Origin of the sequence: Streptomyces roseicoloratus (assembly GCF_004117935.1) — a bacterium.
Classification (GTDB): Bacteria; Actinomycetota; Actinomycetes; order Streptomycetales; family Streptomycetaceae; genus Streptomyces; species Streptomyces roseicoloratus.
Genome location: NZ_SDOY01000171.1, coordinates 1 through 11,966, shown reverse-complemented (window position 1 = coordinate 11,966; position 11,966 = coordinate 1). Strand labels below are relative to the sequence as shown.

The 11,966-nt window shown below is 71.4% G+C and carries 12 protein-coding genes; 2 read left to right on the top strand and 10 right to left on the bottom strand.

Annotation, left to right across the window (positions count from 1 at the left end; all coding sequences use genetic code 11):
- The 6 genes from ESG85_RS30930 to ESG85_RS30905 form a co-directional block, all read right to left on the bottom strand.
- A partial coding sequence (locus tag ESG85_RS30930) for a glycosyltransferase (RefSeq protein ID WP_164986344.1) occupies positions 1 to 707 on the bottom strand: 707 nt, incomplete at its 3' end.
- Entirely contained in the window at positions 704 to 1,240 is a 537-nt protein-coding gene (locus ESG85_RS30925) for a dCTP deaminase (RefSeq protein ID WP_128984488.1), read from the bottom strand. The genes ESG85_RS30930 and ESG85_RS30925, both read right to left, overlap by 4 nt.
- On the bottom strand, positions 1,237 to 1,776 hold the full coding sequence (gene dcd / locus ESG85_RS30920; protein WP_128984487.1) for a dCTP deaminase: 540 nt from the start codon (positions 1,774 to 1,776) through the stop codon (positions 1,237 to 1,239). Before dcd ends, ESG85_RS30925 begins: the two co-directional genes overlap by 4 nt.
- Positions 1,773 to 3,011: a bifunctional UDP-sugar hydrolase/5'-nucleotidase gene (locus tag ESG85_RS30915; RefSeq protein ID WP_128984486.1), complete on the bottom strand. Its 1,239-nt coding sequence runs from the start codon at positions 3,009 to 3,011 to the stop codon at positions 1,773 to 1,775. The genes dcd and ESG85_RS30915 overlap by 4 nt, the downstream gene beginning before the upstream one ends.
- A complete protein-coding gene (locus ESG85_RS30910) occupies positions 3,008 to 4,330 on the bottom strand; it encodes a UDP-N-acetylglucosamine 1-carboxyvinyltransferase (RefSeq protein ID WP_246095446.1) in 1,323 nt (440 codons plus the stop codon). Before ESG85_RS30910 ends, ESG85_RS30915 begins: the two co-directional genes overlap by 4 nt.
- Entirely contained in the window at positions 4,327 to 4,779 is a 453-nt protein-coding gene (locus tag ESG85_RS30905) for an ATP-binding protein (protein WP_164986361.1), read from the bottom strand. Before ESG85_RS30905 ends, ESG85_RS30910 begins: the two co-directional genes overlap by 4 nt.
- Positions 4,780 to 4,949: 170 nt before the next feature.
- On the opposite strand from ESG85_RS30905, the gene ESG85_RS30900 reads away from it, so the two are divergent.
- Both ESG85_RS30900 and ESG85_RS30895 read left to right on the top strand, forming a co-directional pair.
- Positions 4,950 to 6,233 (top strand): helix-turn-helix domain-containing protein, encoded by a 1,284-nt coding sequence (locus ESG85_RS30900; protein ID WP_128984485.1) that lies wholly within the window; start codon positions 4,950 to 4,952, stop codon positions 6,231 to 6,233.
- The gene (locus ESG85_RS30895; RefSeq protein ID WP_128984484.1) at positions 6,230 to 6,772 is read left to right on the top strand and encodes a flavoprotein; all 543 of its coding nucleotides are present in this window, start codon (positions 6,230 to 6,232) and stop codon (positions 6,770 to 6,772) included. Before ESG85_RS30900 ends, ESG85_RS30895 begins: the two co-directional genes overlap by 4 nt.
- A gap of 79 nt (positions 6,773 to 6,851) precedes the next feature.
- Here ESG85_RS30895 and ESG85_RS30890 read toward each other — a convergent pair whose 3' ends face one another.
- From ESG85_RS30890 to ESG85_RS30875, 4 genes are all read right to left on the bottom strand, one after another.
- Positions 6,852 to 8,558, bottom strand: a complete 1,707-nt coding sequence (locus ESG85_RS30890) for a relaxase/mobilization nuclease domain-containing protein (protein WP_128984483.1) — start codon at positions 8,556 to 8,558, stop codon at positions 6,852 to 6,854.
- Positions 8,559 to 8,562: 4 nt separating this feature from the next.
- A complete protein-coding gene (locus ESG85_RS36830) occupies positions 8,563 to 9,144 on the bottom strand; it encodes a plasmid mobilization protein (RefSeq protein WP_342781436.1) in 582 nt (193 codons plus the stop codon).
- A 155-nt stretch (positions 9,145 to 9,299) separates the two neighbouring features.
- Positions 9,300 to 10,268, bottom strand: a complete 969-nt coding sequence (locus ESG85_RS30880) for a DUF2637 domain-containing protein (protein WP_164986360.1) — start codon at positions 10,266 to 10,268, stop codon at positions 9,300 to 9,302.
- A 368-nt stretch (positions 10,269 to 10,636) separates the two neighbouring features.
- The gene (locus tag ESG85_RS30875) at positions 10,637 to 11,845 is read right to left on the bottom strand and encodes a DUF3631 domain-containing protein (RefSeq protein ID WP_128984489.1); all 1,209 of its coding nucleotides are present in this window, start codon (positions 11,843 to 11,845) and stop codon (positions 10,637 to 10,639) included.
- Between the last annotated feature and the right edge of the window lie 121 nt (positions 11,846 to 11,966).

Here is an 11,966-nt window from a genome sequence, read left to right as displayed (position 1 = left end):
GCGCTGGGGGCGGCGATCGACAGCTCGACGCCCTGGAGCGGGGCCACGCTCCGGATCAGGGCCTCGACGCCTTTCTCGGCGGTCAGCCGGCCCGCGTACAGCAGGCGGAGGTGGCTCTTGGATGTGTGGGTGGTTCGGGCGGGCGGGTCGGTGAGGAGGCGGTCGGGGATGCCCCAAGGGATGTGGGTGATTTTGCGGCGGTCGGTCTGCGGGGCGAGCTTGAGGAGGTGGTCGGCCATGGCACCGGTGGGGACGACGATGGCATCGGCCGCCCGGGCGGTGGCCCGCAGGATCTGGAGCTGGTCGCGGTGGGCTTCGGCGAAGAGCAGGTCGGTGCCGTGGACCAGGGCGATGCGGGGGTGCGCGGGCAGGGCCCGGATCAGGGCGGGGGTGGCGCCGAAGGCGAGGTGCTGCAGGTGCAGGACGTCGATCTGGGACGGGTTGATCGCGGCCGTCAGGGCTTGGCGCAGGTGGGAGACGTACCGGTGGAAGGCGGGGCCCTCCAGGCACTTACCGCTCGCGCTGAGCAGGTCGAGGCCGGCCGGTGTCCGCGGGCGGGGTCCGGTCGGGGCGAGCATGAAGGCCCTTGCGGGAATGAGGGGTTTCTCGCCGGTGTAGAGGTCGAGGAAGAGTTCGACGCTGCCGCCGGGGCTGCCGACGGGCAGGTCCAGGAAGGTGGCGACCAGCGGATTCCGGTCAGGACTCACCGGCGGCCTCCGTCGATCTCCTCGTAGAGGCGGGAGATGTCGATCCCGTCGGTGGAGGCGTACTTCGCGAGCTGCCGCTGGTAGCTGGCCGGGGTGCCCTGGGAGGCCAGGAAGACCAGCTTGCCGAACGTCATGCCCGGGTAGACGCGGACGGGCCGGGCCGCGCGGATCTCCAGGGTCCAGCGGATGGCGTGGCCCTGGTGTCCGAGCGGGGCGGAGACGTGGACCCAGATGCCGAGGGCTCCGATGGTGCGGTCGCCGTTGAGCATCTGCGCGTACGCCTCCGAGCCGGTGCGCTCGTGGGTGACGCCGAGGTAGAGCAGGCCGGGCTGGAGTACCAGGCCGGTGGTGGGGATCGCCTGCTCGGTGTAGGTGGTGGGGATGGCGGCGTCGAGGTCGCCGGCGCAGACGCGGAGGGTGTCGCCGAGGCGCCAGTCGTAGGCGTTCGGGGAGACGCGGGCGGGGTCGTACGGGTCGATGGTGATCTCGCCGGCGTGGACGGCGGCGATGATCGCGGGGCCGGTGAGGATCACGGGGCGACCGCCCCGACGCGGGCGGCGTCCCGCCAGTAGCGGGAGGGCTGGGGGCCGTCGGCGGCCTGGTACTTGCCCGCGTACAGGTCGACGTCGCCGGTGGAGACGAAGAACATGATCTGCCCGATCTTCATGCCCGCGTACACGCGCAGGGGCCGGATCGGGGAGAGCATCAGGGTCCACTGGCCGTGGAAGCCGATGTCGCCGATGGGGGCGGTGATCTCGACGAACAGTCCGAGTCGGCCGACGGAGGAGCGGCCGAATAGCAGCGGGACGAAGGTGTCGGAGCCGACCTGTTCGAGGGTGTGGCCGAGGTAGAGCTCGCCGGGCTGGAGGACGTACCCGTCCTCGCCGATCTCGACCGTGGCGGTCGGGTTGGGCTGGTGGGCGTCGATGACGGCGGTCGTGTAGGTCAGCAGGGTGGGGCCGAGGCGGACGTTGTAGCTGTTGGGGTTGACCTGCCCGGGTTCGAACGGGCTGATGGCCAGGCGGCCGTCACGGGCGGCGGCGGTGATCTCGGGGCCGGTGAGGATCATCGGGCACCGTCCTTGTTCGAGGGCGCGGGAAGCGGCGTGGCGATGGTTCCGCGGACGGCCTCGCCGAGGCGGAGGCCGGCTTGGTGGGTGCGTCCGCTGAGGTAGGTGTCGGCGAGGTAGTGGGTGGTCAGGATGGACCGGATGCCCCGAGGAAGCGGTCGGGGGGTGAAGGCCAGCGGGCCGACGTGCTCGGTCAGGTGTGTCAGCAGGCCGTCTAGGTCCTTCGTGTACCGGTCGGGGAGGAAGGCGTGGACGAGCTGGTTGTCGAACGGCTCGATGGCCAGCAGGTCTCCGAGTGTTAGGACGTCGCCCAGGCGGGTGGAGCGCAGGGCGGTTTCGTTGAGGAGGACAGCGTCGGCGCCGAGGCCGGTGTGCAGCCGGGTGGTGATGTCCTGGAGGAACCGGTGGCGGTCGAGGACGGTGTCGCGGTAGGGCTCGTGGAGGGTGCCGAGGGGAGTGGCGAGCATCCGGCAGGTGGAGGCGATCTTCTCGTCCAGGGCGGCGAGGCTGTCCGGGACCGTTGTCGGGGCGGGGAAGGCGGTGGTACGGGCGGCCCAACCGGAGCCGACGGGTTCGGCGGCGGCGTATCCGGTGGCCAGCTCACGGCCCTTGACCACGAGGGTGTCGCCGATGTGCACCGGTCCGTAGGTGTCGCTGTGGCAGTGGCCGGCGAAGATGACGTCCACGAACGGGCAGGCGCCAGCGAGCTTGAGGTCCTCGTCGAAGCCAGAGTGGGACAGCACGATCCACGAGTCCACGTGGTGGTGGTGTTCCAGCATCAGCTCGCGTAGCGCGGTCACGGGGTCGGTGACGTGGTGTCCGGTCCGCTGGTCGGCGGGGATGGTGTGGAACGCGTTCACGCCGATGACCGCGGTGACGGCGACCCGGCGGCCGTGTACCTCGACGACACGGAGACGGTCGAACAGCGGTTGTCCGGTGGCGTCGTCGACGACGTTGGCGCAGACCGTCATCTCGCGCAGGCCAGGCTCGAAGTAGTGGGGCCACCCGTGGTTTCCGGGTGCGAGCACGTCGTACAGCGTCGTGAGGATCTCCCACTCGATGGCTCCCTTGCCCAGCCGGTAGTAGCCGGTGCCCTCGAAGAAGTCCCCACAGTCGACGACGAGGCCGTCGTGCCTCATGGCGTGCAGGTGCGCGAGCATCGGCAGGGGGGCGGCGAAGGCCGAGTGGACGTCGGTGGTGGCGATGATCCGTTGGAAGCGCCTGGTCGCGGTCACGGGGTGACCTCGCAGATGTCGGCTCCGAGGGCGAGGAGCTTTCCGGGCAGGTCGGCGTGGCCGCGGCGGATCTGGTCGACCCCGCCGAGGGTCGTGACGCCACGGGCATTGAGGCCGGCGACCATCAGTGCCGAGCCCGTGCGGATGTCGGTCGCCTCCACTCCGGCACCCGTCAGCCTCTGGGGGCCGGTGAACCGGCACTCGGTGGAGGACAGTTCGGTGATCTCGCCGCCCATGCGAACGAGCTGGGGGATGAGGTTGCTGTGGCGCCCGGGGTTGATCGGATCCGAGAACGCGTGGGTGCCGGGGAAGCCCAGGGCCAGGCCGAGGAGCGGTGGCTCGAAGTCGGCGTCGAGGCCACCGGGAGTCAGCGTGGCCATGGCCCGCAGGGGGCGGCCGGTCGGCTGGGTGTCCCGTCCGTGGACGATCAGGGTCTCCGGTTCGTCGGTCGTGGGGATGCCCATCCGGTTCAGCGCCGTGATCAGCGGTGCGACATCGGGTCCGTGGACGCCCTCGATCCGCGCGGTGCCGCCGGTTGCGGCCACGGCGCAGGCCAAGGTCCCGGCCTCGATCTTGTCTCCCGGCACCTTCCAGACGGGTACGTCCCCTTCCGGGACGGAAGACGGCGGCACGAGGGTGAGGACGCGCTCGCCGGGGTGGCACTGGTACCCCACGGCCGTCAGCGCGTTCAGGACGCCGAGGACCTCCGGGGAGAGGTTCGGCTGCCCGAGCCGCAGCGGCGTACCAGCGACCACGGCGCGCAGGACCGCGGCGATCGTCGCTCCGCGCGACCGGAACGGCAGGACCAGCGACACCGTGCCACGAACCGCCTTGCCGGCTTCGACGGCGTACCCGTTGTCGTCTACGCGGACGCGGTCGCCGAAGGCTTCGTACACCTTGAAGTGCTGCTCCATCCCGCGGTCGCCGATCCGGCAACCGCCCGGCCAGGGAAGCCGGGCCCGGCCGCACAGGGCGATCAGGGCGGGGACGAGGTAGTACGAGGCACGGATGCTGGACGCCGCCTCGCCCAGGCCGTCGGGCGTCGGGGCGGTCTCGCGGGGAAGGACGAGGACGGTGTGGTCGTGGCCGACGGGATGGGCGGTGTTCCAGCCCGCCTGCCGCAGCAGATCCAGCAGGGTCTGGACGTCGGAGCTGGCGGGCACGTTGTCGAGATGGACGGGGCGAAGGAGGGCCGCCGCAGCGGCTACGAGCGGGAGCGCGGCGTTCTTTGAACCGTCGACCGTCACGGCACCGGTGAGGGGCCGGCCGGGCCGGATCGCGATGACCTGGGACATGACGGCGGGGACGAGAGTACTCACGTACAACTCCTCTGCGTGGGAAGGGACAAGGCGGCGGCAGTCCCGGCCGGGGGCGGGGCAGCCAAGTCGATCTCGGCCCAGCAGCACTTGCCGGAGTCGGTCGGCGTCGTGCCGAAGCGGTCTGCGAGGACACCGACGAGGAAGAGACCGCGTCCGCCCTCGCTGTCCTCGTTCGGGAGCGCCGGTTTCGGCAGAGTGCGGCTCACGTCGCTGACCTCCACCCGCAGAACCGCGTCGGAGAGCTGAGCCACGACGCTGATCGGCTGATGACCGGCGTAACGGACCGCGTTCGTGACGAGCTCGCTGACGACCAGCTCGGCCGTGTGGACGGCTTCCGACGCCGTGGGCACCGCCGGCCAGGCGGTTATGGCCTCCCGCATCCGGCGTCGTGCCGTGGGCACGGCGACCGGTGTGGGCGGGAGAGTCAAGGTGAGCTGGTGCGCTTCCACGAGCGGCCTCCAGGAGTCGGATCGACCGCCCCAAGGAACCGCGCGGTCAGCCTCGTTCGCGACGCCGTGTGCCCGTCCGGCATCTTCTATGCAGAAGCTGCATGAAGCCTCTGCATCACTCGCCTACGCTCGACCGCAGGGGCATGCTCGACGCGGACGGAAGGGCATGGATGGCAGACGTGAAGACCGAGGCCGAGAAGATCGGCGAGGCGATCAAACACGCCCGACAGCGCGCCGGCCGCTCGCAGACGGACGTTGCCACCGCGCTGGGCTACCACCAGTCGAAGCTCAGCCGCCTGGAGAACGGACGGGGCACGGAGGACACCCGGGTCTTACGCGCCGTCGCCGCCGAACTCGGCATCCCGCTCCACATCCTCGGCCTGAGCGACCCCGCCCCGTCAGCAGCACCAACCGACGATCCCGAGACAGAAGACATGCGCCGCCGCACCTTCCTCGCCGCGAGCATCGCCTCCCTCACGGCCCCGCCGACGCCCGCCACCGCCGCCCATGACGACCTTGTACGCGCACTTCTCCCTGGTCCCAGAGCAGGATCCGCCTCTTCGTGGAACGGAGAGATGCAGCCCCTGCGGGACAGACTCACCACCGCCCGCCGCCTCTTCTGCACATGCGACTACGCGGAGCTGGAGGCGATGCTGCCCGGTCTCATCGCCGATCTGCGGGAGGCGACAGGTGATCACCGCAACGCCGAGGAGACGGCCGGGCTTCTGGCCACCGCGTACCGGACCTCGACGAGCCTGCTGCTCAAGCAGGGCGACCAGGGCAACGCCTGGTTGGCGGTGGGACGAGCCATGGCAGAGGCCGAGCGCTCCGGTGATCCCGTCGTCCTCGCCTCCAGCGTCCGCCTTCACGCCCACGTCCTGACGCGCGAGAAACACACCGCCCAGGCCGTCACCCTCGTCCGCCACACTGCGGGCCAGCTCGCCGGCTCCTACGATCGACACCCGCCCCGATACCTCGCCGCCGTCGGTCTGCTGCTTCTGCGGGGAGCGACCGCGGCCAGCCGTGGCGGTGACCGCGCAGCCACCCGGGAGTTCCTCGACGAGGCACGGGAGGTCGCCCGGTACGTCGCGCTCGACCAGCCCGACGCCTGGGCCAACTTCAGCCCGACCAACGTCGCGATCCATGCCGTCAGCGCCTCGGTGTCCTTCGGCGACGCCGGTATCGCCCTGAACGCCGCGGCACCCCTCATGCGCCGGCACATTCCCGCGCCCGAACGACGAGCAGCGCTCTGGGTCGAAGCCGCGCGTGCCTACAACCAGCAGGGCCGTCTCGCCGAGGGCTACCAGGCCCTACGCATCGCCGAGACCTGCGCCGCCCAGGACGTACGCCGCCCCGCCGTCCGCGACCTGGTCGCCGACATGGCCGCCCGCGACCGGCGACGTACGCTGCCCGAACTCCACCACTTCAGCCGCCGACTGGGAGTCCCCGCGTGACCGCACAGCCGTTCCTGTACGTCGTCGTCTGCGCCGCCGGCATCGCGGGCGACGCCCACAAGCTGATCACCGCCGCGCAGGAGCAGGGCTGGGGCGTCGGCGTCATAGCCACGCCCCAAGGGCTCGGCTTCCTCGACACCGAAGCGATCGAGAACCAGACCGGCTACCCAATCCGCTCGGCCTGGCGCAGCCCGGGCGACCCACGCCCGCTCCCACCCGCCGACGCCATTGCCGTTGTCCCGGCCACGTTCAACACGGTCAACAAGTGGGCGGCAGGCATCGCCGACACCCTCGCCCTCGGCATCCTGTGCGAGGCGTACGGGATGGGCATCCCGACAGTTGTCCTGCCGTACGTGAACGCAGCCATGGCCGCACACCCGGCCTACGGCCGGAGCCTCGACCAGCTGCGCGGCATGGGCGTGCTGGTCGGGTCGTACGAGCCTCACCGCCCCAAGGCAGGCGGTGGAGCGGACCGCTTCCGGTGGGAGGAGGCGCTGGAGCTGCTGGACGGCAAGATCGCAGGCTCTTCCGGAAGGTGATCGCCGTCCCCTTGGGGAACGCGACGGCTGTTCCCCAAGGGAACGCATTCGACGTTCCTTCGGGGAACACATCGGCCGGTCAACGTCGCCGCACGTGTGGCTGCTGCGGTGCAGCGGCTGGTGTGGCCGTCGGCGGGTGGATCTGGGCGCTGGGACGGCGTGTGGTGCTGCGGGCCATGGCTGCCTGGGCGAGGGGGCTGGGTGCGTGGCGTTGCCCGAGGCGGTGGATGCGCCAGGTCAGGGCGCGGGCGGGGTTGCGGGCGTCGTCGAGGGTGCGTTGGCCGAGGGCCTGGTCGAGGAGGGTGGCCGGGTTGTGGCCGGCTGTCTCTGCGTCGGCGAGGACAGTGGCAAGGGAGTCCCAGGCGGGATCCTTCAGGATGCGGTCGGCGTGATCGGGGGCGGCCTGCTGGAGATGGCGGGCGTAGCGGTGCTTGGTCTGGATGCCGGGGGCGCGACGGGCGAGGTCGTCCAGGACCGGGACGGCGACCTGGGCGTACGCGGTCTGGAGGTGGACGAGGGCCTGCTGGGCTGCTGCCTCCTGCTGGGCGTGCTGGTGGGTGCGGTGCCAGTGCTTCGCGAAGGCCACGGCGATGAGGGCGGCGTCCAGCAGCATCGCCAGCCCGGTGCCGTCGCGAGTCGCGGCGGGGGTGCGCAGGATCGTCTGGACGCTGCGGCGCAGGACGCGGGCGCTGTCGAGGTCGGCGGTGATGCGGGAGCGGGTGGCGCGCTCGAAGAGGGCGGCGACACGTTCGAGCTCGCTCCTCGCGGCGGCTGGTGCGGTAAGGGGGAGCAGGTCGAGGGCTCCGCCGAGGGCGACGAGCTGGCCCTGGGCGACGTGGTCGTCTCCGTGGGTGAGGCGGTGGGGGATGCGTTCGGTGGCGGCGGTGGCCTGGTGCCAAGGGTCGGCCGCACGGGCGGTGGCCGGTTCGGGGCGGGTGGCGGTGAGGCGGTGGCGGATCTTGGGCAGGGAGAGGTCGCCGGCGAGGGTGGAGCCGGAGAACCACACCGGCTCGTCGTGCTTGTTGAGGTCGCCGGGCAGGGCGACGCTGTAGCCGAGGACGTCGCCGGACGGTCCGGTCTTGGGGCGCACTGCGACGCCGGTCGCCTCCAGCAGGGCGAAGAATTCGGTCTCGGTGGAGGCGGCTGCCACCGCTTGCCGTACGCGCGTGCGCAGGATCTCGCGGGTGGTGGTGTCCTGGCCCTGGCGCTTGGCCTTGAAGTGCTCCTTGCTGGTGGGGCGTTTGGCGGCGGTGCCGTCGCCGGGGTTGAGGCGGCGCAGGCCGAGGTCGGCTTCGATCTTGCGGGCTTCGCGCTGGACGGCGCGGATGTCGTGGTCGCGGCGGGGGCGGCGGCCGTCCTGGCGTACGAGGGTGGCGGCGATGTGGATGTGGTCGTCGGCGTGGCGGACGGCGACCCAGCGGCAGGCTTCCTCGTCGCCTTCGGGGGCGATGCCGGCGGCGGCCACGATCCGGTGGGCGATGTCCGCCCACTGGGCGTCGGTCAGGATCGGATCCTCGGGCGCGGCCCGAACCGGGCAGTGCCACACCGTGGTCTCCGGTGCCTTGTCGCCGAGCATCTTCACGGGCTGGTCGAGCTGCGCGGCGAGCTGGTCCTCGACCTGCTTTGGGTTGCGGTGGGGGCTGCGGCCGGGGTCGGGGGCGAAGCCGTTCCAGGACGCGACCAGGTGCGGGTCGGTGTGCTCGTTGGCGCTGCCCGGACCGTAGAGGTAACCGACGAGGCGACGGGTGGCGCGAGCACCTTTGCCAAGGATGATCTTCGGTATCACGTGGTCACCGCCCTGAGGTCACCTGAGCGACGGCCACGTCCACATCGGCGATCGACGCTTCGACCCGGTCCAGCAGCTTTTGCACGAGGTCCAGCGCGGGCCACGCGCCATCCTTGTTGAGGTGCCAGGCGAGCTGATTGAGGTTGCCGCCAATCTTGCCGAGCTGCCCGTTGGCGGCCATCAGCGCCTTGACCATGGCCCGGTAGTCGGCGACTGCGGCGGCGGGGTCGTCGGAGCGGGCGGCGGCCAGCGAGGTCTCGGCGACATAGCCGCCGACGGGCATGCGGCTGAGAGCGGCGGCGTTCGCGAGGAGGGCGAACTCGTCGTCGCTGTAGCGCGGGTGGACGCGCTTCTCGCGCAGCGTGGATTCGCGAAGGCGGCGGCGCGGCGTGGGCGGCTGTGGGGCTTTTCCCCGAGTCGGCTCCCCCGGGCCGGCCGACCCCGGTGCCCCCTCGGCGCCGGATGCCTCCGCCTCCCCTGGGGCGGAGGGCGGGCAAGGACTCCTTACCCGACAACTTGCTGCGCTGTTGAGGCTGGTGGGCATCTCCTGCTGGGAGGAGGCAAGTTCACTGTTCGGGTCGTACATGGATCGGTTCTCCTGGGGTGCTGGTGCTGGTGCTGGTGCTGGTGCTGGTGCTGGTGCTGGTGCTGGTGCCGAGTGCTCGACTGTGCGCGGGCCCGTGTCCCCGTGCGTGGCAGCGCGGGGACACGGGGATGCCGCGTCCTGAGCTCTGGCGAGGGTCAGAGGGCGTCTGCGGGGGAGGCGGCTGTGTCGGTTCCGCTGAGCAGCCCGGCTTGGGGGATGCCATCCGTGACGGGCTGGGTCTGGCCGGTGCGCTCGGCCTGGAGCTGGTCGCGCAGGACGCGGGCGCGTCCCTGGCCGATCCGTAGCTCGGTGCGCAGACGGTCGGCGGTGAGCTGGCCATCGCTCCAGTCGGCGGTCAGGAGTCGGGCCTGGTCGAGGAGGTCGGCGGGGGTGCGGGTACGGGCGGCGGTCGACTTGGCAGCGGTGGGGACCCGACCGGTGGCCCGACGAGGGGCGGCTCCGGTCGACTCCGCCACTGTGGCCGACCGGGGCGGTCGGGTGGCGGGGGCCGGTTCGGCTTCCTTGACCGGCTGCGCCGCGGGTGCCTCGGTGGCCTTCGTGGGGGCCGACTCGGTCAGCTGCCCGGGGACCGATTCGGGCCGGTCAGGCGCCGACTGCGGGGCCTTCTCGTCGGCCGACTGGTCGGCTTGCCGGCTACCCGACTTACCGGAGGCCGTTTCGGGGGAGTCGGCCGACTCGGAGTGGTGGTGCAGGACCTTGGCCACGAGGTCCGATCCGAAGTAGATCGACCCGACCGGGAGGGAGGTCGCCAGTAGAACGAGGGCCCAGTCCACGTACTTCGAGTCGGTCAGTCGGCCCCACTGGATCGAGTCGGTGTGCAGGGCGGGGATGAGGCCGTGCACGTAGTTCAGCATGAGGCTGGCGATCGTGTAGCCCGCCAGGACCGTCAGGGCGAAGGTCCGGTCGGTGCCGGTCAGCACGAGCGTGGCGATCAGTGCGAGGGCGATCAGTCCGTCGACGACGATCGGGTAGAGCACGGCGGCGGTGGGGTCGGCGCCGATGGCGCGGGCGACGTCTGACAGTGCGTTCCATGAGACCCGGAAGGCCATGAGGACGACGACCACCAGGCCGACGACGAGAGCGAAGCGTCCCGGGCGGTTCAAGCGACGGCCCCCAGCGGGTGTGGGTGATCGGCGAGCGTCGTCAGGAGCGTCGTTCTGTTTAAGGGCTTCGTTCTTGGCGGCCGAGGTGAGCCGCGCTTTGCGGGCGCGGAGGCTGCGTATGGCTGCCGGGGCGTTTGTGGCAGGGGAGTGCAAGGGGGCGTTCTCCAGGGTGGGGAAGCGGGGCTTGTGCATGCCGTATGGGGTCGCCGGGCGTGGGCGGCTGTGGGCGCCGGGGACTCGTCCCACCCGTCCCGCCGCTGGTCAGGGCAGGTACGGGTGGGGCGTTGATGTCGAGTCGACTCGTTGCGGGTGGGTGACTCGTCCCCGCGCTGACCTGCGCGGGGACGAGTGGGACGAGTCGGGGAGGGTCAGGCGTCGGGCTCGAAGGGGAGGGCGGCGGCTGCCTCGGGAGGGCAGTAGCGGGTCCAGGCGTCGGTGAACTGGACGCGGGTGAAGCCCTTGGCCTGCTGGCCGCCGGGGAAGCGGCGGTTGGCCGACTTGATGCCGTAGTCCTGGAGCAGGATCTGCAGGCCGCGCGGTGTGAGCCCGTTGGGGCTGTGTTCGGCCCAGGGCGCTTCGAGGTCGGCGTTGAGGATCTCCAGGAGGCGGCCGGTGCGGATCGTCGGCTGGTCGCCTTCGGAGGCGAAGGCGCGGCGGATGTCGGCGAGGATGCGGATCTTCAGTCCGCCATCCTCGTCGCGCCCGGCCTCGTAGTCGGTCATGGCCGTGCACGCGGTGCGGGCCAGGACGGGCCAGTGTCCGCCCGCGAGGTCGGCGACGCTGACCAGCGGGGCCCAGGTGTCGGCGGCGCGGTCCTCGACCGGCATCTTCGGCTCCAGGGCGAGTGCCTTCTCGCGTACGGAGGCCAGCCAGGCCGCCAGCCGTGTGCGGAGCTCGCGTACGGCCAGGTCGTCGCGGCCGTAGCGCCAGAAGCTGACCTTCTCGGTCTCGGCCCGGCGGCGCATGCGGATGACGACCGACCGGTCCATGATCGTGTCGGGGAGGTCGCCGATTCCGGCGAGGGCGGCCATGGCGAAGGTGTCGAACTTGACCACCTCGTGGTTGGGGCCGGTGACGCGCAGGGTGGGTCGGTTGCGCTGGTGGCCGGCGTTGAGCAGGCCGCGCATCTCCTCGTTCTTCTCCGCGACCTTCGGGCTGCCGAAGATGGTGTCGACCTCGTCCACGAGGAGCGTGGGCGGGTCGCCCTCGCCGATCGAGCGGAAGATCGCGGCGGCGGAGGCGTTGACCGTGATCAGCGGCTCGTGGACCGCTTCGATCAGGACTTCGAGCAGCCGCGACTTGCCGCAGCGCTTGGCCGGTCCGACCACGGCCAGGCGCGGCGCATGCTGCCACACGGTCTGCAGGTGGGTCGCAGCCGCCCACAGCGTGGTCGCGGTCAGGGCTTCGTCGCTCGGCATGACGACGTAGCGTCGGATGGCGTCCCGGAGCAGGTTCAGGACGTCTACGCCCTCGGGGTCCGGGGCAGGGGTGGGCGTGGGGGCGGTCGGCTGGCCGGGGACGGCGACCGGCGGCCAGGCGGCGGGAAGCGATGGCGTGTTCGGGGTGGCTTCGTCCATACTGGACATCGAGCTCCTCAATCTGCGGGCCATACGGGACGGCAATCCCGGCCATGCAGCTAGTCGTTCAGGGATGGGCGGCGTGAGGTTTGCGCTTTGAGCCCCTCGGTGTCGCAAGCAC